Raw genomic sequence first — 24,021 nt, 5'->3', positions numbered from 1 at the left:
GTTTAGGGTATATGCTTAATTGCTTTTAACAGAACTTTCTTCTGACACGGTGTTCTCTTCTGACACGGTGTTCTCTTCTAGTTTCACGCTCTCTTTTGCCTTTTTTAAAACGCCGCGAATTTCTTTGGCTATATCGATCTCGTAAGTTTCATTGGAGACCTCACTTATATCGGCGGCATCTTTCATTATTTTAACTGCAGCTAAAAGCTCTTCTTTATTCAGCGTCTTCTTAAACTCTGTATTATCACCAGTTTTGATCGTAATAATTTCCATTATCTTATCAAAGTGTTGATTGGCATCTGAAATTTTCTCATTAATGAGCCCCATGGCTGGAATTAAACCACTGTCACTAAAACTTTTTAGCATGGCACTGAATTCGTCTTCATTAATTTCACCGTTCTTAAAATCACTGGTGATTTCATCTAAAATTAGCTTTAAATCCTTTTTTTCTGCTTCAGGCAGCATCGTTTGGTCTACTAAGGTTTCGACACCCTTTTGTACGAGGTCAGCTCCAATATTTTTAATATTACTAACCACGTACCAAGTTCCCAAGGCAGCTAGGATCATCACCCCTAAGCAACCGAAGCCAAAGATCTTTAATAAGGGATTTGATTTTTCTTCTTGTTTTTCCATCGTTTCGTCTCCTATTGACATTTAACTGAAAGCTGATTCTTTTAAGCTTTTTTACAAACCTCATTTTTAATAAAAATATTTTAAGTTTTATATTTATGTATGATTCACTGATTTTAGGAAATGGTTATTGCGGTTCTCGCATTTTTACAAAGAGTAAAAATAGTGCGATCACGAGTCGTACCCCGAAAAATGAGCACATGATTCATTTTGAATTAAGTGATAAAAGCACTTGGAAAAATTTACCCCATGCTCATACAGTAATATGGACATTTTCCTGTAAGGGCTTAAGCGAAGAACTTGAGTTTTATCAATATTTAAAGACGATCTCTAAGCAAGTCATTATTTATTCGACAACTTCGGTCTATAAACACAGTGTTGATCAAGAAATCATCACCGAATCTACTGCGCTCGATTTTGATAAAGTTCGGCTCCGTGCTGAAGAAAAGATCCGCCTACTCGGCGCTAATATTTTTACTTTGTGCGGTATTTTTGGTCCACAGCGAGATCCCAAAAACTGGTTACTCAAAGGACTCATTAAAAGTCCTGATAAAGTTGTGAATCTCATCCATATAGACGACATCATTGAACTCACTTTTTTATTGGCTAAAAAGAACTTTTCTTCTTGTCGAATCAACCTTTGTACCGGTAAGAATGATGAGTGGCAAGACTTGGCTAAGCATTACAATTATGAATTCCCCAGAAGCACTAATAAACAAGCAATTTTACGCAAAACTATTAAAAGCGAAGTATTAGATGATTTATTAGATAAAAATCATCCTTTTTTACGAGCCACTGACTTTTCAAGCTTAAATTGATCTTGCGTAGCTGAGAAATCTATGTACACTTTAATTATCAGAACTATGTGGAGTGTTTCTTGAGACTATTTTTACTCTCTTTTTTAATGATTTATACGTCTTCTTTTGCGAAAGAAGATGAACAGCCTTTTAAAGTACCCTTTAGCAAATCCATCAAAATTGATGGTGAGACACAAGAGTGGCGTGCTATTCCTTTTTTAAGTAAACCATTTGGTATAGAGCTTAAACCGCCCTACACAGATGTAATGTCCTTGAAAGTCGCTATGGACAAAGAATATCTATACCTTTTACTCAACACAAAAAATCACGCTGGAGCGATCAAAGACACTGCCTTTCTTAAAATAGTTGTTGATACTGATAATAACAAAACAACGGGTTCAAGTAAAGACTTACGCCTCAATAAATATGTTCCTGTACCAGGTTTTGAAATAGTCATCCCCATAAGCATCAACCAAAAAGCTATCCCCCATTATAAAATATACGATATTAGTACCCCTGACGTAAAGCCTATCGCTTCTTATTCATCCGATAGTATAATGAATGCTAAGAAGGGTAATTACATGGAAATCAAGATTCCCTTTAAAGACTTCCTTAAAGATGAACATACGATTTCACGTATTATTTTTTCCGAAGTCGGTCATGAACAAGACTGGAAAAACCCTAAAGCATATGTAGTCAAAACTTTAGATCTCTCTGATCGCCATAAAAAAGAAGTTGTCAGTATTGAAGAAAAAGCTGAAATAGAAGAAAAACTCCAAAGTTCTTTTTCTGTTGCATGGATCATCATTCTTGGATTTGGTTTTTGGCTAGTTTGGCCCGCTATGGCAATATGTAAAAAAGCTGGTTTTGCTAGTACGCTAGCCTTTAGCTGTCTCATCCCAGTGATTGGCCCATTCATATTTATGTGGCTCATCTGCTTTAGCAACTGGCAATTACACTCAAAATTTTGTGCTCAAGCAGGAGAAGCTGATGAATAATATTATAGCTATACAAAGCATCGAAGCCGCTAGCAATACGGCCATTGATTTCCTACCTGTAAACCCTGCCCAATGGTCACCTTGGCTCATTTTAGTAGGCCTTAGCATTTCGCTATTCATCCTCTCTTCTATCGCCTGTAAGAAGACTGGACTCAATAGCTCAAAAGCAACTTGCTGTTTAATTCCAGTCATTGGACCTTTTATCTTTTTTTGGACTCTCGCATTTACTCCTTGGCCGATACATGATAAACTCCCCGATCCAGAAGATTTGTCAAAAGAAGAGTAAAGCTAGACTCAAATCCTAATAGACTTCAAATTCCCGTATATGTACGCCTATATTTTCGTGGTGATAAGTCACTTCTAAGCGTACATAGCGTGCCATTGTAGCCTTTATCTTATGCACAAATGCTTCCTTTCTACTTTTTTCTTGTGTTTGACTTTGATCAATAACTTTATTAAAACTAATGCCATCATTTGATGTATATATATTGTACTGATAGACGGTATTATTATCTCGCAAGTAGACTTCAAAACGAGACACTTCATACATCCCTCCTAGGTCGATAGTTGCATAAGCTGGATAAGGACTTGCCGCCCAATTACTATAATGATCATAGTTCCCATCCAACATAAATTCAGGCTCTTTTTCATCTCCACCACTGCTGACTACTTTTTGCCCCAATGCCAAATTTGCCGGTATCAATTTTTTAAAAGAGATCCTCTGATCCTCACGAGTCGCCCAATTAGCTCCTATCCTTGCACTTATTCTACGGCTTACCCACCTTTGCTTCTTGTTGAGTTTATCGAGTACTATCTGAAAAAGTAGTTCCGCATATTCAGGCTTGCAGCGTCGAGCATAAGTAAGCACACGTTGACAATCTTCTAAATGAAAAATCATATGTTTTTTGACTGCAGCCCTAATTTCTTTACGTGGATCGATGGCCCAATATAAAAAAAGTGTCAAAGTTTTTTCATCATCTAAAATCCATTTACAATAATCAAGCAAAGATTTAATTTGATGAATTTCATCTTTCTCGGAATAATCATTTGTAAGGTAAAGTTGATTTAATTTTTTGAGTGAATTAAAGAGTGGAACAGTAGGCTTATCTAAATAAAATTGCGCTGACTCGTACTTTCCTTGAACAAATAAAATCAGCCCCATCAAATTTAAATTTTCTTGATCTAAAGGATCTAATAAATACCCCGTTTCAGCAGTACTATAGGCCTCTATTAATAAACCTCTATTCAATAATTCTCTTGCTTTTTTAAAATATGCGGGTGCTGCCTCACGACCAATACGCTCTTTTTCTTGCTGCTCTTTTTCTAGGAGGATTAAAGCTTGGCTCGTAGATGATTCTTTTTCTTTAATTTCTTTAAATGAGAGGCTAGTAAAGATCATGAGGAGAAAAATAAAAATAAAACTGACTTTACAGGAAGTCTTATTCCTTCCATAAAAAAGACTGAATTCTTTTATCAAACTGGCATTTTCTGCTGTAGGTGAATAGCCTAAGAGATAGCTATCAATCTCTGAATATAATTCTTCTACGTCCCCATAACGCTTGCTAGGCTCAAGCGCCATTGCTTTACTGATCACCGCCTGTAAAGCTCGTGGAATATTTTTATTAATTGTCTGTGGATCTGGAAAATCACCTTTGATTGTTTGCTCTAAAATCTGCTCAAGTGAACTACAATCAGACGCCGGAGACTGATTGCAGAGAATAGTATAAAGCAGTGCACCCAAAGCATATATATCACTATACTTATCAATTATACTCTTCTTCTTATTAACTTGTTCAGGAGACATATAACCAGGAGTCCCCTTTATTTCTCCGCTTAAGGTCATATTGTTCAATAAATCAGGGTTTAACAGTAAGCTATCAAAATCACCCCCATCATATTCACGACTTCCGACAAGTCGACCCAAGCCCCAATCACAGACAATAACTTCACCATACTTTCCTACCTGTATATTTTCCGCTTTTAAATCTAGGTGCAATACATTCATTGAATGTGCATAAGCCACTGCATCACAAATACGTAGATAATAAGTCAACAACTTCCTCAGTGACTCTTGGCTTAAATTTTTATCTTGTTCATACTCTTCAGTTATCAGTAAATCTAAACTTTTACCCGTCTTCAGTTCCATAGTGAAATAAGGTTTCTTAAATGCATCCAAACCGATATCGTATATAGTAATTATATTAGGATGCTCCATTAAAGAACTTAATCGTGCTTCACGTAAAAAAGGCTCAAATAATTCTTCCGGAGCGTTCTCATCTAATTTAGCCAGAGCGACATACCTTCCCGTTTTGGGGTCAAAAGCTTTATAAACGAGCTTCACTCCCCCTCTTGCTAAAAGCCTTTCATCCTGATAACGATTTTCTTCCGCTGATAAGCTCGAATATATGGGTAAGGATTCGGGATTTGACTCTTCTATCTCATTCGAACTTAAATCATAAAGACCTGCGAGTGCATCATGAAGCTTATCTTCTTCGATATGCGACGAATTCTCACTCATTTTTTAAGTTCCATTTCTTGGCGTAAAAATTCGATCTCTTTAACCAAACGCAGTTTAACTCGATTTTTTAAAGTCCTTACTGAGTCTTTACTAATATCTAATTCTAAACTTATTTCTTCGGCATTTTTCCCTAGTAAAGATAATTCAAAAGTCCGTACGGCAACGCCAGAAAACAATGCTTTCACATGGCTCAATGCTTTTTGTGTTAAATACCTTTCCCACTCTTTTTTAACTATTTCATCTAGGTCAGACTGAGAAATAATATTAACATTATCAAGACTTTCCATATAGGGTTGCCGTTGTTTATTTCTCAAATAATCGATTGTTCTATTACGGATTAAAGTACTTAACCAAGTACGGAATTTTGCTCGTTTTTGATTTATTTCAAAAGTCTTTAGATTTTTCCAAAGCTTGAGTAAAACCTCTTGCCGTAGATCTTCACATTCAACGGTTTTTAGACCCATACGTTTTAAAACTATGAAGATAAAATCTTTATAGTAATCAACAAAATGATCCCACGCTTGTGGGTCATCAGAATTTTGTACTCTCTGCAAGAGCGTTTTCCTGGTGAGCCATTTATCTGACATAGTTTTCCTTGAACTAAAGTTCAGAAAACCTAAAGCCTAATTACTTTTCTGCAAACAATTCACTTACGATTAAAATTACTCACGATTTAATCATTAAACGGATATTCTTTTGGTTTTTTAGCGCAAGCACCTCACCCATATAGGCTTGTGCTTATTTTGATTAAAAAGTGTAGCCAGTAAAATATAATTATTCCATATTGATTTTTATGTTTTTACCTTTATTTTATCAAAAATAATCCTAAAAAGAGTAGCCAGTATGTATCTCGAGACCATAAAATCTAAGCGCAACGGAAAAATCTATGTGAGCCATCTCGTTCGTGAGACTTTTCGTGAAGACGGAAAGATCAAGCATCGCACGCTCAGTAATGTTTCGAAGTTACCCCCAGCTCAATTATTGGCTCTAAAGAATAGTCTCAAGGGCAAGAAAGGTGATTTTAACCTGGAGGACTTACGGCACGGGCGCAGCTATGAATTTGGTGCGAGCTACGTCTTCATGGAGCTCGCTAAGAATCTCGGGCTCGATAAAATGATTTTCTCTCAAAAAACTCAGTGCCGAGAGGATGTTTTGGCGATGATTGTGGGGCGTCTGGTTTATCAAGGCAGTAAACTCAGTCTAACGAACATGTACCAAGATACATTTCTTTGGGCTCTCGCCGGGTATGAACTCGGAGTTCGTCCAGATGTTGAAGCCCATTGCTACAAGCCCATGGATGAGCTACTCGAGCGAAAAGATAAGATCGAACGCAAGCTTTCAAAAAAACACCTAGAAGACGGCTGTATGGTTCTATACGACATGACAAATACATGGTTCGAAGGCAAATATGAAGATTCAGATTTAGTCGCATTTGGAAAACCTAAGGGTGGCAAGGTAGGCTACAAACAGATTGCCATCGGCCTGCTCACCGACAAAAAAGGCTGCCCCGTTGGCGTAGAGATATTTAAGGGTTCTACCTCAGATCAGACTACAGTATTGGGCGAGGTGAAAAAGCTTTCCGAGAAGTATGGGCTTAAAAACCTCATCTTCACAGGAGATCGAGGCATGCTCACCCCGAAAAGAATTGCTGAAGTTAATGAAATTGATTACAGCACCATCACGGCTCTAACTCATTCTCAAATTAAAACTTTGCACGAAAAAGATAATATCCAAATGGAGTTGTTTGACTCCAGGAGTATCCTCGAAGTAATGGATGACGACAACAAGAATATACGCTACATGCTGTGCAAAAATGAAAATACAATGAGGGATGAGAATGCAACTAGACGAGCTCTTATCGCTAAAATAGAGAAGGAATTAACTCAGAAGTCCAGCGTAAAACAGAAGCGTCAACGCGTGAGAGTGGCGGCCAGTGTAGGCCGTTTATTTGAGCGCTGTAAAGTGGAGAAGTTTTTCCAATGGGATGTGGACGATAATGGGAAATTAACCTGGTCGCTTAATGAAGAAAAAGTGAAGCAAGAAGAAAAATTCGACGGCTGTTACATAATTCGAACTGACGCGCCCAAAGAAAATATCGGTAAAGATGAGACGGTATTAGCTTATAGAGACTTACAAAAAGTCGAACAGGCCTTCAGAAACCTAAAGACCGTTTCTCTTGAGTTGCGGCCAATGCACCACAAAACCGATGAGCGCTTAAAGTCACACATTTTTCTTTCTACCTTAGCGTATTACATACAGTGGAATGCGACGCAATTACTAAAGCTACTATTTGACGAAGACGGAAAGTACAAAGAAAAGCGCTGGACTTTCCAGCATGTCGTTGAGCGCTTAAAATCTATACGTATAACTGAGAACTTAATTGACGGCGTTGTTGTCAAAAAAGAGGTCTCTCAACCCGATGAAGAACAGCAAAAAATTCTGAATCTACTAGGGGTGAAACTCAAGTAGCCAGTATTTTTTTATTTTGAACAGAACTTAAATCATTGCAATTAAACAGGTTAAGTTCGTTTCAGTCAAAGAATATCCGATAAAAAAGGATCACAATAAATGTGATCCTCGCAATTAAAATTCTTCGTTTTGATCTGCTCGAGGTCGACGATGAGGAGGCGGTGGTCTCCTGTCATTATTTGAACTTTGTCCTGGAGGTCCTTGACGACGACCTTCTTGATCTCCCTGACCTTGTCCATTTTTATTTCCTCGAGCATTATTACCCATTGCTCTACGATCAACAAAACTCGCATCGGGTGTCCCCTTCCAATAGCGTGAGACAAAAGGAAAGCTTTTTGTAATTACATAATAGTAAGTCCCTTTCGGAAAGTCCGGCGTAATTCCATAACGTCCATTACATTCATCAAGATGACCACTGCCTTTCACATACTCGTAATCATTTGCATACTTACCATCATATTTTCCTGGTGGTTCATCAGATGGACGTTTCCCCTTCTTTAACTGATAAGATGATTTGAGTTTGATTAGACCCGATTTAGAATTTTTTTCATCCTTATATCCGTATTCGCTATAAATGGGAAAACCGTCTGCCGCATAGCCGACTAAGGCCATCCGATGACGAGTCGCTTTTTGCTGTTGTTTAACGAAGTCTGTAGGACTCCCATGATAATGATAAAGACCCGAATGGTCAACATGACCATAATTACTATCCAAACCCAAAAGCCTTTTCCCACGACTACTAATTGCTTCTTCTACCCAATCGCGATTATTATTCCAAGTCTCTGCCGTAGAGGGCCTAAAAGGAATTCCATTAAGTGCCACACCAAAAGAATTTGGATTCGATTGAGTAAGGTTATCGTTAATTTCTGCTTGAGCTGAAACTCTATACGATTTATTTGTTTCCTGCATAGAATTTGGGTTGCGACCACTACTACCTGTCGATTTATGATTGGGAATACTATTGGTTTCTATATAAATGTACTCATCATCTTTTGTGATTTTTACTTTATTTTCAAGCTTCCCTGAAGAAATAGCTAAAATTAAGCTCCCAAAATCTTCTTGAGCAGCTTTTGTATATTCAACATATCCATCAATATGAGCAAAGAGGCTCACTTGAATCAAGAACAAAGAACCACATACTATTTTTTTCATAACACTCCTTTTACTTAAGCTTTATCTACTTAATCTTAAGATCACACTAAAACCTTTCAGCAATTTTAAAATGAATCTCCTATTCCCTCAAGGTCCTACGCGAAATATCATTTATAAAATGTGCTTAGAGAGGCTTCACCTACTATTTATTCTTGGTATTGCTTCTGAATTTTCGTGATCTAACAACCTCAACCGCCCCTACGGCAACGCCTGGGCACAAAAAAAAGCGTATATCAAATGATATACGCTCTAGAATGTTTCCGGTCTTAGCCGAACTGCCTATAAATAGGCAGCAAAAAAAAAAGGCTGGCAACGACCTGCTCTCCCACAGTCTTAACTGCAGTACCATCGGCGCTGGAGGTCTTAACTACCGAGTTCGGGATGGGATCGGGTGTGGCTCCTCCGCTGTGGTTACCAGCCGGAAAATGTTGGGAAGAAAACTTAGTGTGGAAAGATTAAGATCGCAAACTCGACTTAACTCGAATTTGTGTGTGTGCTTATTGTCTTTTTTACTGAGCATTTGAGTGCTAAGTAAAAAAGAGGTGGACAAGCCTCACGGCTGATTAGTACTGGTCAACTGAACATATTGCTATGCTTACATCTCCAGCCTATCGAACAGGTAGTCTTCCTGTAGCCTTTAGAGGATAAATCCTGGGATATCTCATCTTTAGGGGGGCTTGGCGCTTAGATGCTTTCAGCGCTTATCCTTTCGCGACGTAGCTACCCAGCAATGCACCTGGCGGTACAACTGGAACACCAGAGGTCACTCATTCCCGGTCCTCTCGTACTAGGGAATGCTCCTATCAAATATCCTGCGCCCGCAGAGGATAAGGACCGAACTGTCTCACGACGTTCTGAACCCAGCTCGCGTACCACTTTAACCGGCGAACAGCCGGACCCTTGGGACCTTCTTCAGCCCCAGGATGTGATGAGCCGACATCGAGGTGCCAAACCGCACCGTCGCTATGGACGCTTGGGTGCGATAAGCCTGTTATCCCCAGAGTACCTTTTATCCGATGAGCAACGGCGATACCACTTTCCACCGCTGGATCACTAGGTCCTGCTTTCGCAACTGCTCCACCTGTCGGTGTTACAGTAAAGCCTACTTCTACCCTTACGCTCTACGTATGATTGCCGACCATACTGAGTAGACCTTCGAGCTCCTCCGTTACTTTTTAGGAGGAAACCGCCCCAGTCAAACTGACCCTCTGAAACTGTCCCCCATCCGGATTCACGGACGTGGGGTTAGATGCCCAGACAGATAAGGGTGGTATTTCACTGACGACTCACTTACGCCTGACGACGTAAGTTCACAGTCTCCCACTTATGCTACACATATCTGCCCGAACAACAATATCAGATTACAGTAAAGGTTCATGGGGTCTTTCCGTCCATCTGCGGGTATCCGGCATTTTCACCGGAACTACAATTTCACCGAGATCCACGTTGAGACAGTGTCTGGATCGTTACACGATTCGTGCAGGTCGGAACTTACCCGACAAGGAATTTCGCTACCTTAGGACCGTTATAGTTACGGCCGACATTCACCAGGGCTTCATTTCGAAGCTTTGCCCGAAGGCTAACCTCTCCATTTGACCTTTTGGCATTGGTCACGTGTCACACCCTATACTTCCTCTTTCGAGTTTGCAGAGTGCTATGTTTTTGCTAAACAGTCGCCCAGACCTCTTAACTGCGGCCCCCCTGAGGGGGCACCCCTTCTCCCGAAGTTACGGGGCTAATTTGCCGAGTTCCTTAACGTGGTTTCTCTCGCGCACCTTAGTCTACTCGACTTTCCTACCTGTGTCGGTTTTAGTACGGATAATTAAGCATCAAACGCTTAGAAGCTTTTCTTGGCGGCATGGTTCCATGCAAAGCGTTTCTACCCGAAGGTTTCTTCGCCCCGTAACAGTTGGTTCTTATGTAAAGCGGATTTTCCTACTCTACGAATTGCCTGCTTGGTATGAGATATCCAACACTCATTTGCACTTTCCTTCCGCGTCCCTTCATCACTACACTTAACTAGTACAGGAATATTAACCTGTTGTCCATCGACTACGCCGTTGGGCCTCGCCTTAGGGTCCGACTAACCCTGGGGGGACGAACCTTGCCCAGGAAACCTTCGGATTTCGGTGACTGGGATTCACACCCAGTTTTTCGTTACTTATGTCTGCATTCTCACTTCTATGCGGTCCACCTGTTGTTTCCATCAAGCTTCACTCCTGCATAGAACGCTCTCCTACCCCCAGCAAGCTGGGTCGCGTCTTCGGCAATGGGCTTTAGTCCCGATTATTTTCGGCGCAGAATCACTCGATCAGTGAGCTATTACGCACTCTTTAAATGGTGGCTGCCTCTAAGCCAACATCCTGATTGTCCAAGCAACTCCACATCCTTAATTCCACTTAGCCCATCTTGGGGGCCTTAGACGGCGATCTGGGCTGTTTCCCTTTTGACTATGCGGCTTGTCCCACATAGTCTGACTCCTGAGCTCATAAATTTACGGTATTCGGAGTTTGATATTTGTTGGTACCCCGGTAAGGGCCCGCGAAAAATCAGTAGCTCTACCCCCGTAAAGAAGCACTCAAGGCTAGCCCTAAAGCTATTTCGGAGAGAACCAGCTATCACTGAGTTTGATTGGCCTTTCACCCCTATCCACAAGTCATCCAAACGTTTTTCAGCACGTATTGGTTCGGTCCTCCACCCGATGTTACTCGGGCTTCAACCTGCTCATGGATAGATCACTCAGTTTCGGGTCTACTGCATACGACTTGAATCGCACTATTCGTACTCGCTTTCGCTTCGGCTCCGTTTAATAACTTAACCTTGCCGTATACAGTAAGTCGCAGACTCATTATGCAAAAGGCATGCGGTACATCATATAAAGATGACCCACACTTTGTAGATGTATGATTTCAGGTTCTATTTCACTCCCCTTACGGGGTTCTTTTCGCCTTTCCCTCACGGTACTGGTTCACTATCGGTCACTAACGAGTATTTAGCCTTGGAAGGTGGCCCTCCCTGATTCAGACCGGGTTTCACGTGTCCGGCCCTACTTGGGATACCCGCTATATATTAAAGAAATTTCGCTTACGGGACTATCACCCTCTGTGGTTTGTTTTTCCAAACTATTCAGCTATCTCTTCAATACAATATTGCAGGTCCCGCAACCCCTAAAAGCAAGCTCTTAGGTTTAGGCTCTTGCGCGTTCGCTCGCCGCTACTAGCGCAATCTCGGTTGATTTCTTTTCCTCTAGGTACTGAGATGTTTCACTTCCCTAGGTTCGCTTCTCTGACCTATTTATTCAGTCAGAGATAACTGGACATAACTCCAGTTGGGTTTCCCCATTCGGATACCCCCGGATCAAAGCTCTTTTGCAGCTCCCCGAGGCATTTCGCAGCTTAACGCGTCCTTCATCGCCTGTTAGTGCCAAGGCATCCATCATACACCCTTACTAGCTTGTCCACCAAAAATCTTAAAAAATTAACATTTTCGGCGACACACCTATTTCTTACTAAGTCGTTCTATCTTGTATTCTTTGGTTTGCGATCTTGGTATAAATTGTTTCTTACTTTGCGTCTTTTGATTAAAATCAAAAGACATCAATTATACTTTGACTCTTTCATTCTATTGTTTTCTTCCTTTCAATGATCTAAGCTTTTCCACACTTTCGTGGATGCTAAATTGTTTTGGTACGCGCACCAGGATTTGAACCTGGGACCTCATCGTTATCAGCGATGCGCTCTAACCAACTGAGCTATGCGCGTATCTAAGTGGAGCCTAAGGAATTCGAATCCTTGACCTCCGCCTTGCAAGGGCGGCGCTCTAGCCAGCTGAGCTAAGGCCCCTTAATTTACAGCATTAGATTTCCAATGTCTGAATTATATGATAGTAACGGGGTAATAAGTCATGTAAAAAGCACTCATGTTATAGAACCGAAGTTCTAAATAGAGGTTAGTCTTTTTTCATTCCTTAAAAAGGAGGTGATCCAGCCGCTGGTTCCCCAACGGCTACCTTGTTACGACTTCATCCCAGTCACTAAGCCCACCTTCGGCGTCTGCCTCCTGCAAGCAGGTTGGCGCAACGACTTCGGGTGAACTCAGCTCCCATGATGTGACGGGCGGTGTGTACAAGGCCCGGGAACGTATTCAATGAGCCGTAGCTGATGCCCATTTACTAGCGATTCCATCTTCATGGAGTCGAGTTGCAGACTCCAATCCGTACTGAGACCGGTTTTGGGGATTCGCTTCCTATCGCTAGGTTGCTGCCCTTTGTACCGGCCATTGTAGCACGTGTGCAGCCCCGGGTGTAAGGGCCATACTGACTTGACGTCGTCCACACCTTCCTCCCGCTTAACACGGGCAGTCCCCTTAAAGTTCTCAGCATTACCTGTTAGCAAGTAAGGGTATGGGTTGCGCTCGTTGCCGGACTTAACCGAACACTTCACAGCACGAGCTGACGACAGCCATGCAGCACCTGTTTTCGCGCCCCGAAGGGAATTCGGCTTTCACCGAACGTCGCTCAATGTCAAACCCGGGTAAGGTTCTTCGCGTTGCCTCGAATTAAGCCACATGCTCCACCGCTTGTGCGGGCCCCCGTCAATTCCTTTGAGTTTTAGTCTTGCGACCGTACTTCCCAGGCGGTACACTTATCGCGTTAGCTTAGACACTGATCCGACTAACCAGACCAACATCGAGTGTACAACGTTTACTGCTAAGACTACAAGGGTATCTAATCCTTTTCGCTACCTTAGCCTTCGTCCATGAGTGTCAGTATTGTGCCAGTAAGCTGCCTTCGCCTTTGGTCTTCCTTGTGATATCTACGCATTCCACCGCTACACCACAAATTCCGCTTACCTCTCACATACTCTAGTTTACCAGTTTCAAATGCAGGTTCAGTGTTGAGCACTGAAATTTCACATCTGACTTAGTTAACCACCTGCGGACCCTTTACGCCCAGTAATTCCGAATAATGCTCGCCACCTACGTATTACCGCGGCTGCTGGCACGTAGTTAGCCGTGGCTTCCTCTGGGGGTACCATCATCGTTTTTCCCCCCTGACAGATCTTTACAACCCGAAGGCCGTCTTCGATCACGCGGCATTGCTCCGTCACGCTTGCGCGCATTGCGGAAGATTCTCGACTGCAGCCTCCCGCAGGAGTCTGGGCAGTGTCTCAGTCCCAGTGTGGGTGATCGTCCTCTCAGACCACCTAGCCGTCATAGTCTTGGTAAGCCGTTACCTTACCAACTAACATAATGGCACGCGAACTCATCCCCAAGCGTTTCCTTTAGATATTAGATCATGCGACCTTATATCCACATCCGGTTTTAGCAGTCGTTTCCAACTGTTGTTCCAAACTTGGGGGCAGATTATTCACGCGTTACTCACCCTTTCGCTACTTTCCTCTAACCGAAGTTAGATTCTCGTTCAACTTGCATGCCTAATCCATGCCGCCAGCATTCATTCTGAGCCAGGATCAAACTCTCCAATCAATTTGATTGTGTTTGATTCTGACTTATTACTTTTTTTATTCTATTGAGTTTTCTCTCTCGAAAAAATTAACTCTTAAATCATAAATGATTTAGGAGCCCGTTACTATCATATAATTCAACTATCAAAAATCTTCGTTTTTTTACTCTCAACTAGCTCGCTTTCGGCCCCGTTGTTTGCCCGTCGTTTCTGACGAGGCCTTAGAATATCCCCAGTTCGTTTTTCTGCAAAGCTCTTTGCTATCTTTTATTAACTTTTTATGCGGATTCACTATTCATCCCTAGGGGATTCCCAAGGCTATTCTTTTAAAATCAGCGACTTATAACTTTTATGGCCAGTGGATTTTTTTTTGATGATATGCACCTTTGCGCTTCATCTCTAGTCAAAACGATGAATTTACAGCTGGGAACGGAGTGGTTGCTATCGCAAATGTAAAATTTCTTGCACCTATATATCAACTCTGACGCTGACTTGCGCTCCATTCTTATACTTCTTGATAGATAAGGCTTCTAAAATTCATAGCTCTCTCATGAGCCCAAGTCTTCAAAAAGCTGCAAACTGAGAATAGCTACTCATTTCTCTTTTATATTCGTGAAGCCTAATTTTTTAATCCTCTCCAAGAACACGGATCTCGATTCTAAGGATGATCTAAAACTAAATTCTTGTGTGCTTTTATTAATATCAACTAATGCAAAGTCATCAAGACTTTCACTTGCAGCCTGAATTTTATTTACACATGATTGGCAATGGATGCCCTCCACAGAATATACATAAGTCACGAAGCTACTACCCAAGCCTTGATCAGTGGCTTTAAATTTATCCTGCATAGAGAGCAAAGACTGCCTAAGAAAAAGAGCCATTAGGAGGAAAGCCGAAACTTGTTTGTACCATGAACTATTATGATGACTATGACAAGGTATCAGCTCTGCAGTTTGTGGTAATAAGAAACTAAATAGATAAGCCCCAAGACAAGAACCTACTATCACCACAAAGAGCTGTAAAAAAACATGCCTCCACCCCAGTATCTTTGAAATCGGTAAAATCACTGCCGCATTGGTCGCGGGACCTGCAATTAAAAATACTAAGGCAGCAGCTGGATGCACCCCCATTAACACAAAGCCCGCTGCAATTGGTATAGATGCGGTCGCACATACATAGAGCGGGAGAGAAATCAAAAGCATTAGCCCCATCTGTTGCCACAATGTAAAAGGCTCTATTATTTTACTCAATTCCAAACTTTCTGCCAGTACACTAATAAGTGATGAAATGGCTATACCTATAAAGAGCCATAGCCAAATAGACTCCAAAACCATCAAACTGTGCTGCCACCAAGATTTAAATTTATTTTCTTTAGCAGACTCGACTGCTTCATCATCAATAAGGAAAGTTTCTTCGTCTTCAATTAGATTTGAACCAATGCCCGTAATGAGACCCAATATTAAAGCTATTAAAAGTTTAGCAAAAGCAAAGGGTAAAGAGAAAAAACTACTTGCCACCAAAAAAGAATCTATTCCAGTCTGAGGCGTACTCACCAGAAAGCCATTAACCCCACCCTTGCTCAGACCTTTCGATCTTAAGGAGACCGCTAAGGGTAATACTCCACATGAACATATAGGTAAAGGCAAACCCAGAAAAACTGATTTAATCACTACTAAGCATTTATTCCCAGATAGATACTTTGTAATATGCCGCTTATCTAAAAACAGATGAAGCACACCAGCGATGGCCGCGCCGACAAACAAAGGAAAGGCAAGCTCCTGACTTAAAGTCCAAAAACTCTCAAAAAAGCTTCGCATATTTCCTCTACAGTCTTTTATTAAAATAATCTTCTACTAATATCACCCTCAATCAGATTAATAAAAGAGAGCCTGCAGTGAGTACCAGTAAAGATAAAATACTAAAGTTCATCAACTCGCAAATAATTATCATTTCAGTAATCGCAGGGACCCTACCCGCCTTAGCCTTTCCAGAAGTATCGGAAACTTGGCGCTTAGCGGGGATGACTCCGTGGTTAATCGCAGGTGTATTCCTTTGCCAAGGGCTCGGCTTAAATCCAAAAGAAAAAATTGATCTCTCCCACAATCTAAAAATAATTTCATTTGGTATAATTGCCTCTTTTATTATTTTCCCATTAATCGCCTACGGAGTTCTAGAGTTCTCTCATCTCAGCCCAGATAATTATTTCGGCCTAATGCTCATCAGTTGCATGCCCTGTACACTTGTATCAGGAATTGTTATTGCAGACTTAGCAGGGGGTGATCGACGATCTGCACTCTTTATAACAATTGCTTTGAATTGCTGTGCCGTTCTCATCTCGCCCATATTAATAAGCATATACCTTTCATCAAGTGCCGAATTCAACACACTTTCAATGATGCAAAAACTAGCTTTAACAGTTTTCATCCCCGCTTTATGTGGCTGGGCCCTACGAAAACAACTAAAGTGCGTCGGCAAAAAATTTAGCTACACCATAAGATATGCACCCGTCTTATTCCTCGGGACGGTCATTTTCGTCAATACGGGAGGACAAAAAGAACAGATACTTAATGTATCATTAAAAGAAGCTCTTTACATAGCTTTATTATCCGCCGTCATTCATCTAGCGGCCCTATTCCTCTTTCATTTCTTCAGTAAACATAGCTCCCTAACAAAGCCACAAGGGATTTCATTTTCCATTTGCTGTAGTCAAAAAACTCTACCTCTCGCCATAGCCGTTTGGTCGGCACACTTTGCTCAAAGTTTTCCTACTGCTTTAATTGCAACTATGATTTATCATCTCATACAAATCTATCTAGATAGCTTTATTGCCCAAAAATGGGCTAATAAAAACAAAAAATGAGTCTTCAAACAAAATTACATTCTTAATTTTTTGATTATTGCCTCCAAAAAACATATCTTAGACTAATAGAGAATTGTTAAGGACGCAAAATGCAAAAACTTTTTGACAAAATTGGAGGCTTAGAAGGGATTGAAAAGTTTCTTGATTCTTTTTATCAAATAGTCCTTTCTGATGAGAGGGTTAAAGATTATTTCAAGAATATCGATCTCGTAACTCTAAAATCTCATCAAAGCTTTTTCCTTTCCTATGTATTTGGTGGCGTACCTGAATACACTAGACTCTCCTTGCGTGAGTCTCATTTAAATTTAAAAATCACTCATGAAGGATTCGATGCTACTGTTGAGGATATGATTACGGCACTAGAGATTCAAAAAGTTGATAGCGAAACTATTAATGAAGTCGCTACTATACTTGAATCCACTCGACAAGATATCGTTACGATTTAAACTAAAAAAGGCCAACTCGTATGAGTCGGCCTTTAAAATTTATAGCTAAATTAAGAACTAGCGCTGAGTCTCACCTGTATAGATTTGACGAGGACGACCAATTCTTGCTTTTGGATCAGAGTTTTGTTCTCTCCAGTGAGCTATCCAACCAGGTAAACGGCCTAATGCAAATAATGGAGTGAATATTTCTGTAGGAATTTTAATCGCTCTATAAACGATACCTGAGTAAAAATCAACATTTGGGTATAATTTTCTACTTGTGAAATACTCATCTGACAAAGCAGCTGCTTCAAGCTTTTGGGCAATGGCAAGAAGTGGATCTTCTTGACCAAGTTTTGCCATAACTCTATCACAGGTCTTTTTAATAATTCGTGCGCGAGGATCGTAGTTTTTATAAACGCGGTGGCCAAAGCCCATAAGACGAATACCATCTTCCTTGCGCTTAACTTTTTCTAGGTACTCTTGCGGATCAATATTATTTGCATGGATATACTCTAACATTTCAACAACAGCTTGATTGGCACCACCATGTAAAGGACCCCAGAGAGCCGATATACCACCAGAAATTGATGCGAAGAGATTAGCTTGCGAAGAACCAATTAAACGAACCGCAGAAGTTGAGCAGTTAAATTCATGATCTACGTGAAGAATTAATAACTCATCAATAACTTTTTCTACATCAGGATCAACTTCATAGTCATTGCCAAACATCATCTTAAGTAAACCCGCAGCAGTAGAGCACGGCTCAGTTGGGTACTCAAAACTAGCACCAATACTTTTTCTGTAAGCAAAAGCCACAAAAGTCAGCATCTGGCCAATAGCAACCTGAGTTGCTTTCTCAACTTGTGCAGGATCAGAGATAGCTGTTACTTCAGGGTAGTAGGCAGATAGTGATGAAGTCAATACATTGATCATCACCATCGGATGAACTGAATCTGGATAAGCATCAAAAATCTTCTCAAGCTGTTTCGGCATTTTTCTATGCTCGTTAATAGCTGATGTAAATTCTTTTAATTGCTCAGTTGTTGGTAGCTCACCATAAAGAGTCAAATATGAAGCTTCTTCAAAGGTATGCTTTTCACATAACTCTGCAATTGTATAACCACGGTAACGAAGCGCACCGGCTTCACCGTTTAAAAATGTAATAGAACTCTTGGAAGGGCATGTATTACCATAACCTGGATCAAAAGTTACATAGCCAGTCTCTTTGCGAAGTGCGCTAATATCAATAGCTTTTTCGTTTTCTGTACCCTCAATAATTGGTAGATTGAGCGTTTTCCCCGCGAGGTTTAGTGTAGCTGAGTCAGACATTATTTCTCCTCGAATTGTCTTTGATTTAAAAAGTTCTGTAAGATATAAAGTTTTGTCATAAAATCAACTGCATAGGAACACAACTTAAGTCGTTTTTTACCTTATTATGTAAAAATACATATTTTTTTACAAAAGCGTAAGAAACACATAGTGTTTTATCTGAGTAGCTCTTCAAGTAAAGGCGACTTTTGTGCCCCCATAGTCAGAGCTTTCTCATACATTGCTTTTGCTTGCGTAACTCTCTTTGGAGTTTGAGATAAATATAAGACTGCTAAATTCAGAGCCGTCTGCGCATTCTTGTCGTTAATCTCATAAGCTTTCTCCATTTCACGCAAAGCGGCTTTTTCCCAACCTAAGGCCTGTAGTGCAACGCCTAGATTAACTCTGAGTTCGTCATCCTCAGGTTTAAGCGCTACTGCTCTACTTAATAATGAAATACCCAAGTGATAGTCCGCTTTATCTAAAACTGACATAGCCAACGGAATTAAAATATTTGCATCATCAGGATTTTGATAAAAAGCCTGATTGAGGTAACGCTCTGCCTCAGATAGTTGCCCCAACTGATAATACAGAATCCCTGTCCTCATAAGAGCATCTAGATTTTTATCATCTAACTCTAAGGCTTGAGCATACAAGCCTAATGCCACTTGGTGCTTCCCCTCATTGGAGGCTTTATAGGCATCATATATCAGAGTCTCTATTTTACGGTTAATATTTTCTGAAGATTCATCCGTGAAGTTTGATTCCTGCACACCCTCGCTAGGAATTCTTTGCACTAATTTTTTAAAATCAACTTGCAGTTCACTATGAACTTTTTTTAACTTTACATATCGCGCTATAATCTCATCGTCTTTTTGACCACTAAATTTATTAAGTTTTATATAACGCTCACGCAAAGAAATAAGCTCTCCATTCAGTTTTTTATTAAGGCCTTCACTAGCTTCTAACTTTTTAATGAGATTTAATTTTTCTTGATCATCTCCCTGACCCTCTTTGGAATTTTCCTCTTTTAAAAACTTTTTCAATTTTTCATTCAAAGAGAGCATTGCTAAACTACTCGAATCCAACCTAGCTGCATAAATATTATTAAGTTCTGATTTGTCTTTAAGGTCCTTGGTGAGTTTTTTAATGACTTCAGCCTGTTTACTTGAAGTCATCTTTAACTGATTAACGAAACTCGTTTCACGGTCTATCAATTGTTCTTTCAGTTGACTATTTTTTAAGGCCACTATATTTTTTTCGCTTTGAGCCTTACTCGCCCTCAATAACAATTTTTTATTCTCGAGTATTAAGCCAGTAACTTTCAGCTCTAACTCAGTTTTTTGATTGCCAAGGGTATCCTGTGACTTCTTCACAGAAAGCAAGTGCTTCTCATGCTCCGTAATCAGGGCAGCATTTTTTTTACGCTCAAGGGTAAGTGAATTATTAGATTTAGTTAAATCGACCTGTAGCTTGGTCTGCGTCATTTTCTCACTAGATAATTGTGATGATTGTTGAGTCATTTTCAAAAGTCTGGCATTTAAGGCAATGTTCTTTCCTTGTAAAGATTCTATTTGTTTAAATAGTTTTTCTTGACTTGCCTTCTCTCTATTTTCTGTATCCACTAAAGATTTCTGGGCTAAATTTAATGAACTACTCATATTCATCTTCTGCCCTTTAAGCGAGTTCACTTCTTTACTTAGCTTAGTGATCTGAGTGTTTTTCTCACTCATTTGATCTAAGTATAATTTCTTCTCTAATTCACTCTCAACAGAGAGTGCCTTCAACTCTTTATAGAGTCTCTTTTGATCCATAAGAGTATTGTTTTTTTGCAATAAAGTTTTTTGAGACGTATTTAAATTTGCTTCCAAAACCCTTTGTTTTTTTTGCGCGTCCAGCAAAAAAGTATCCATTTTACTTTGAAGATCAATTAACTCTTGTTCATTCGAAGTCGCTTTCTTTATCTTGAGTTCACTAATTTCACTCTCTAAACCTTTAATTGTCAACTCTAACTTACGCTTACCCAAAATTGCATTTTCCAAGTCCGAATTAGTCTGAGAATTACTGCCAGCTGACTTTTGTGCCTGACTTAACAAAGCTTTTAAAAGCTCCATTTCCCTTTTATATTTCTTATTCTTATTATAGGACATGATCATCGCTTTGGCATATTTGTCTCTTTCTGCCCGGATTTTATTCAAGTCTGACTTATCACTACCCTTCTTGATCGCGTCATTATTTTTACTAGATGGCAAGTTTTTAATCTCATTGAGTTTATCCTTACATTCATTCACTCGGTAACTGACTGAGGTCGTCTCCCAACTTGGATAATCAACTGAAATTTTTAAAAACTTGGCTAAGGCAGTACTAAAAGCCGAGTCTGCTTTCGAGTGTTCCGCTTTTTTGAAATGTATTTCAGCTTTATCGAACTCTTGAAAAGCACTTTTCCACATGGCCTCAGGAGTCTCGCATAAAACTGTAAAATTAAATAAAAGTAAGCTAATGAAAATTAAAGGCTGCTTCACAATGGTTCCACGTTATTATAATAAGAGCTCAAAAGTAGAAGCCTACAAAGATAATGTCAACAAACAAACTCTACTCAATACTCATTGTTTAATAGATTATATAGTCTTTTTCAAATCAAGATTCTCAGCCGACACTTTGTTGACACATGAGTTATTGTTTATATCTTGAAGTAATTATTATTATTTTAAGGTTACATATGATTATTTTAGGAGTTGAATCCAGCTGTGATGAAACCGCTATCTCTCTAGTAAGAGATGGGCATGAAGTTTTAGCGAATGCTATTTCTTCACAAATAAAAGACCACGCTGCTTATGGTGGTGTCGTCCCAGAGCTTGCTGCTCGTGAACACTTAAATAATGTTCGTCCCACTCTTAATCAAGCACTTGCTCAGGCAGACTTAGAATTAGAAGATATTGATGGCATTGCGGTCACTGCTCAACCAGGACTTTTACCCGCCCTCTTAGTGGGTGCCGCTTTTGCCAATGGGCTTGCTTTGTCTCTTGGTAAAAAAGTCTGTGGCATTAATCATTTGGCGGCTCATATATATGGTGGTCTTATTGAACGCCAAGATATCCTCACCAAGCCTGAGGCTTTTCCTTTATGCGCTTTGTTAATTTCTGGTGGGAACACACAGCTCTTCATTATTAAAAAAAGTGGCGATTGTGAATTAGTCGGCTCTACAATTGATGATGCCGCTGGTGAAGCTTTTGATAAGGCCGCAAAAATCTTAGGCCTGCCCTATCCTGGTGGACCCATCATTGACCGCCTCGCCAAAACTGGCAATCCTGAAAAGTATAAATTCCCTAGGTCTTTTTTGCCAAAAACACGCTCCTATAGCGAAGAAAATAAACTCAACTTTTCGTTCTCTGGGGTAAAAACCTCGCTATTGAACCTCGTTAAAAAAACCTGGAAAGATGGCCATGTACCCGACGAAGACCTTCCTGATTTACTCGCTTCATATCAAGACTCGATCGTAGATGTCCTCAGTACAAAAATGAAAATGGCGGCCGAAAGCTATGGCGCTCGCACGCTCTTACTCTGTGGTGGTGTTGCTTGTAATAGCGCCATCCGTGAACGTGTACAAAAGATGGCAATCAGAAGTGGTAAAGAACTTATTTTGACTCCACCTAAATACTGTACTGATAATGCCGCAATGATTGCAGGCCTGGGCTACCATTATCTCAAAAACCCTGAACATGTCTCTGACTTTGTCGAAGCCAGTGGACGGGCGCCTATAATTGAAAACCTACCCGTATTCACCTAATGAAAAAATCTGAGAAAGTTGCTGATATTTTATCCATATTACAGAAATTATATCCAAAGCCACCCATTCCACTCGACCATAAAGACTCCTACACCTTACTGATCGCAGTACTCTTGTCTGCTCAATGTACCGACGCTCGAGTCAACACAGTCACACCGGCTCTTTTTGAACTGGCCGACAATCCTTATGATATGATGCATAAAGACGTCGAAGATATCAAAGCCATCATTCGCCCATGCGGTCTATCTCCACGCAAATCTAAAGCCATTAGCGAACTCTCAAGGATCTTAGTAGAAAAACATAAGGGACAAGTTCCCTGTGACTTTGATTATCTCGAAGAACTGCCTGGTGTTGGCCACAAAACAGCTTCTGTGGTTATGTCTCAAGCTTTCAATGTACCGGCCTTTGCCGTTGACACACACATCCATCGGCTTGCTTTTCGCTGGGGACTTTCAACAGGTAAATCTGTAGAAAAAACAGAAGCAGACCTCAAGCGCTTATTCGCAAAAGAAACTTGGATTGACCTACATTTACAAATCATTTACTTTGGCAGGGAGTTCTGTCCTGCTCGTGGCCACAGCCCATCGGCGTGCCCCATCTGCAGCATATATGGACGAAAGAGTATAAGTAAATCATAATTAAAATTTTATTACACAGGGTAAGCCTTCAACTTGATTAAATTACGATTAAGAAATTTGGTTTGCTTCTAATTCATGCTAAAGTGTGCAAAATTCAAAATAAAACAGGATTAAATAGAGAATTATGGAACTAGAAAATATCGGTCCAATTGGCCCTTCAATTGTTGATGATTACCCAAGAGATGACTTTGGTGATTTCTTTGAGATGGAAAGTGTTGAAATTCAGATGAAAAAAATCTTACCCGGTTCATACTACAAGGGTAAAGATGATGGCCACGTAAACGAACGCCCACGCCATCGTGTACACATGACTCGTTCTTTCTGGATGAGCCTCCACCCGATCACTGAGTATCAGTATCAGGAAGTCATCAAAAAAAATCCTAGTATGTTTAAAGATCATGAAGGTGCACCTAGCTATCCTGTAGAGAAAGTCAGTTGGGATAACGCTGTCTCCTTTTGCAAAAAACTTACTGAAGTTGAACGTGAAGCCGGACGCTTACCTGAGCCTTACGTCTACCGTCTACCTACTGAAGCTGAGTGGGAATACGTCTGCCGTGGTGGTTCAGACGAAGATTTTGTTGAAGATATTGAAACAATTTCATGGTACTTTAAAAACTCAAATGAACGTGCTCATGTCGTCGGCACAAAAGAACCCAATAACTGGGGTTTTTACGACATGCAAGGCAATGTTTGGGAATGGGTCATGGACGGCTGTGACTTCCAAGAACTTGAGTACTATGAAAACCCTGCTCACCAACTACAAAAAGTTGATGTTGATGATGCCATCAATCCATTCAATAAAGATGGTGCAAATAAGATCGCTAAGGGCGGCTGCTGGCTTTTAGATCCGGCGGCTTGCCGTCCATCTGCTCGTTTCATCAATCCTCCTGACTCTAAGTATTTTGTATTAGGTTTTAGAATAGTTCTAGGCGAGCCACTTAGCAAAAAATGAAACCAATAGTTTTAATACTAA

At 40.4% G+C, this 24,021-nt stretch carries 16 protein-coding genes, 2 tRNA genes and 3 rRNA genes; 9 read left to right on the top strand and 12 right to left on the bottom strand.

The features are described 5' to 3' along the window. Positions 1-15 precede the first annotated feature (15 nt). On the bottom strand, positions 16-633 hold the full coding sequence (locus tag PQO03_RS03570) for a hypothetical protein (protein ID WP_274151171.1): 618 nt from the start codon (positions 631-633) through the stop codon (positions 16-18). 95 nt (positions 634-728) lie between these two features. On the opposite strand from PQO03_RS03570, the gene PQO03_RS03565 reads away from it, so the two are divergent. The 3 genes from PQO03_RS03565 to PQO03_RS03555 are packed head-to-tail and all read left to right on the top strand — an operon-like array spanning position 729 to position 2,711. Then, positions 729-1,448 (top strand): Rossmann-fold NAD(P)-binding domain-containing protein, encoded by a 720-nt coding sequence (locus PQO03_RS03565; protein WP_274151170.1) that lies wholly within the window; start codon positions 729-731, stop codon positions 1,446-1,448. A gap of 59 nt (positions 1,449-1,507) precedes the next feature. Then, positions 1,508-2,425, top strand: coding sequence for a hypothetical protein (locus PQO03_RS03560; protein WP_274151169.1), 918 nt, complete (start codon positions 1,508-1,510; stop codon positions 2,423-2,425). Continuing rightward, positions 2,418-2,711, top strand: a complete 294-nt coding sequence (locus PQO03_RS03555; RefSeq protein WP_274151168.1) for a hypothetical protein — start codon at positions 2,418-2,420, stop codon at positions 2,709-2,711. The genes PQO03_RS03560 and PQO03_RS03555 overlap by 8 nt, the downstream gene beginning before the upstream one ends. A 15-nt stretch (positions 2,712-2,726) precedes the next feature. Here the strand turns inward: PQO03_RS03555 and PQO03_RS03550 are convergent, their stop codons facing one another. After that, positions 2,727-4,943 (bottom strand): protein kinase domain-containing protein, encoded by a 2,217-nt coding sequence (locus PQO03_RS03550; RefSeq protein WP_274151167.1) that lies wholly within the window; start codon positions 4,941-4,943, stop codon positions 2,727-2,729. Continuing rightward, entirely contained in the window at positions 4,940-5,530 is a 591-nt protein-coding gene (locus PQO03_RS03545; RefSeq protein WP_274151166.1) for an RNA polymerase sigma factor, read from the bottom strand. The genes PQO03_RS03550 and PQO03_RS03545 overlap by 4 nt, the downstream gene beginning before the upstream one ends. Before the next feature lie 256 nt (positions 5,531-5,786). Here PQO03_RS03545 and PQO03_RS03540 point away from each other — a divergent pair, with 256 nt between their 5' ends. After that, positions 5,787-7,412 carry an IS1634 family transposase gene (locus PQO03_RS03540; protein ID WP_274151165.1) on the top strand — a complete coding sequence of 542 codons (1,626 nt, stop codon included), beginning with the start codon at positions 5,787-5,789 and terminating at the stop codon, positions 7,410-7,412. Between the two features lie 114 nt (positions 7,413-7,526). Here PQO03_RS03540 and PQO03_RS03535 read toward each other — a convergent pair whose 3' ends face one another. The 7 genes from PQO03_RS03535 to PQO03_RS03505 form a co-directional block, all read right to left on the bottom strand. Next, positions 7,527-8,564, bottom strand: coding sequence for a YHYH protein (locus tag PQO03_RS03535; RefSeq protein ID WP_274151164.1), 1,038 nt, complete (start codon positions 8,562-8,564; stop codon positions 7,527-7,529). Between the two features lie 304 nt (positions 8,565-8,868). Continuing rightward, positions 8,869-8,983 (bottom strand): 5S ribosomal RNA (rrf, locus tag PQO03_RS03530). Positions 8,984-9,106: 123 nt separating this feature from the next. After that, positions 9,107-12,023: ribosomal RNA gene (locus tag PQO03_RS03525) — 23S ribosomal RNA — on the bottom strand. A gap of 225 nt (positions 12,024-12,248) precedes the next feature. Further along, positions 12,249-12,325 (bottom strand) — tRNA-Ile (locus tag PQO03_RS03520). Positions 12,326-12,332: 7 nt separating this feature from the next. Then, positions 12,333-12,406, bottom strand: a tRNA-Ala gene (locus tag PQO03_RS03515). Positions 12,407-12,534: 128 nt separating this feature from the next. Continuing rightward, positions 12,535-14,050: ribosomal RNA gene (locus tag PQO03_RS03510) — 16S ribosomal RNA — on the bottom strand. Together the 16S, 23S and 5S rRNA genes with 2 tRNA genes alongside form the textbook arrangement of a ribosomal RNA operon. Before the next feature lie 570 nt (positions 14,051-14,620). Continuing rightward, on the bottom strand, positions 14,621-15,844 hold the full coding sequence (locus PQO03_RS03505) for a permease (protein ID WP_274151162.1): 1,224 nt from the start codon (positions 15,842-15,844) through the stop codon (positions 14,621-14,623). A 77-nt stretch (positions 15,845-15,921) separates the two neighbouring features. Between PQO03_RS03505 and PQO03_RS03500 the strand changes: the two genes are divergently transcribed. Next, positions 15,922-16,887 carry a bile acid:sodium symporter family protein gene (locus PQO03_RS03500; RefSeq protein ID WP_274151161.1) on the top strand — a complete coding sequence of 322 codons (966 nt, stop codon included), beginning with the start codon at positions 15,922-15,924 and terminating at the stop codon, positions 16,885-16,887. Positions 16,888-16,976: 89 nt separating this feature from the next. Continuing rightward, the gene (locus PQO03_RS03495; RefSeq protein ID WP_274151160.1) at positions 16,977-17,333 is read left to right on the top strand and encodes a group I truncated hemoglobin; all 357 of its coding nucleotides are present in this window, start codon (positions 16,977-16,979) and stop codon (positions 17,331-17,333) included. A gap of 57 nt (positions 17,334-17,390) precedes the next feature. Here the strand turns inward: PQO03_RS03495 and PQO03_RS03490 are convergent, their stop codons facing one another. Further along, positions 17,391-18,644 (bottom strand): citrate synthase, encoded by a 1,254-nt coding sequence (locus tag PQO03_RS03490; RefSeq protein WP_274151159.1) that lies wholly within the window; start codon positions 18,642-18,644, stop codon positions 17,391-17,393. 155 nt (positions 18,645-18,799) lie between these two features. Further along, positions 18,800-21,145, bottom strand: a complete 2,346-nt coding sequence (locus tag PQO03_RS03485) for a tetratricopeptide repeat protein (RefSeq protein ID WP_274151157.1) — start codon at positions 21,143-21,145, stop codon at positions 18,800-18,802. 197 nt (positions 21,146-21,342) lie between these two features. On the opposite strand from PQO03_RS03485, the gene tsaD reads away from it, so the two are divergent. The 3 genes from tsaD to PQO03_RS03470 all read left to right on the top strand — a co-directional run bounded on the left by tsaD (position 21,343) and on the right by PQO03_RS03470 (position 24,000). Continuing rightward, entirely contained in the window at positions 21,343-22,410 is a 1,068-nt protein-coding gene (gene tsaD, locus PQO03_RS03480) for a tRNA (adenosine(37)-N6)-threonylcarbamoyltransferase complex transferase subunit TsaD (RefSeq protein WP_274151156.1), read from the top strand. Beyond that, positions 22,410-23,048 (top strand): endonuclease III, encoded by a 639-nt coding sequence (nth, locus tag PQO03_RS03475; protein ID WP_274151154.1) that lies wholly within the window; start codon positions 22,410-22,412, stop codon positions 23,046-23,048. The genes tsaD and nth overlap by 1 nt, the downstream gene beginning before the upstream one ends. A gap of 124 nt (positions 23,049-23,172) precedes the next feature. Beyond that, positions 23,173-24,000, top strand: coding sequence for a formylglycine-generating enzyme family protein (locus PQO03_RS03470; RefSeq protein WP_274151153.1), 828 nt, complete (start codon positions 23,173-23,175; stop codon positions 23,998-24,000). Positions 24,001-24,021 lie beyond the last annotated feature (21 nt).

Origin of the sequence: Lentisphaera profundi (genome assembly GCF_028728065.1) — a bacterium.
GTDB classification, from domain to species: Bacteria; Verrucomicrobiota; Lentisphaeria; order Lentisphaerales; family Lentisphaeraceae; genus Lentisphaera; species Lentisphaera profundi.
Note: the sequence above shows the minus strand (reverse complement) of the source record. Positions and strands in the feature narration are given on the sequence as shown.

Coding starts and splice junctions, on each gene's coding strand:
- PQO03_RS03505 (WP_274151162.1), bottom strand. CDS start 15,844: ATGCGAAGCTTTTTTGAGAGTTTTTGGACTTTAAGTCAGGAGCTTGCC.
- PQO03_RS03550 (WP_274151167.1), bottom strand. CDS start 4,943: ATGAGTGAGAATTCGTCGCATATCGAAGAAGATAAGCTTCATGATGCA.
- PQO03_RS03535 (WP_274151164.1), bottom strand. CDS start 8,564: ATGAAAAAAATAGTATGTGGTTCTTTGTTCTTGATTCAAGTGAGCCTC.
- nth (WP_274151154.1), top strand. CDS start 22,410: ATGAAAAAATCTGAGAAAGTTGCTGATATTTTATCCATATTACAGAAA.
- PQO03_RS03545 (WP_274151166.1), bottom strand. CDS start 5,530: ATGTCAGATAAATGGCTCACCAGGAAAACGCTCTTGCAGAGAGTACAA.
- PQO03_RS03570 (WP_274151171.1), bottom strand. CDS start 633: ATGGAAAAACAAGAAGAAAAATCAAATCCCTTATTAAAGATCTTTGGC.
- PQO03_RS03565 (WP_274151170.1), top strand. CDS start 729: ATGTATGATTCACTGATTTTAGGAAATGGTTATTGCGGTTCTCGCATT.
- PQO03_RS03540 (WP_274151165.1), top strand. CDS start 5,787: ATGTATCTCGAGACCATAAAATCTAAGCGCAACGGAAAAATCTATGTG.
- PQO03_RS03555 (WP_274151168.1), top strand. CDS start 2,418: ATGAATAATATTATAGCTATACAAAGCATCGAAGCCGCTAGCAATACG.
- tsaD (WP_274151156.1), top strand. CDS start 21,343: ATGATTATTTTAGGAGTTGAATCCAGCTGTGATGAAACCGCTATCTCT.
- PQO03_RS03470 (WP_274151153.1), top strand. CDS start 23,173: ATGGAACTAGAAAATATCGGTCCAATTGGCCCTTCAATTGTTGATGAT.
- PQO03_RS03490 (WP_274151159.1), bottom strand. CDS start 18,644: ATGTCTGACTCAGCTACACTAAACCTCGCGGGGAAAACGCTCAATCTA.
- PQO03_RS03495 (WP_274151160.1), top strand. CDS start 16,977: ATGCAAAAACTTTTTGACAAAATTGGAGGCTTAGAAGGGATTGAAAAG.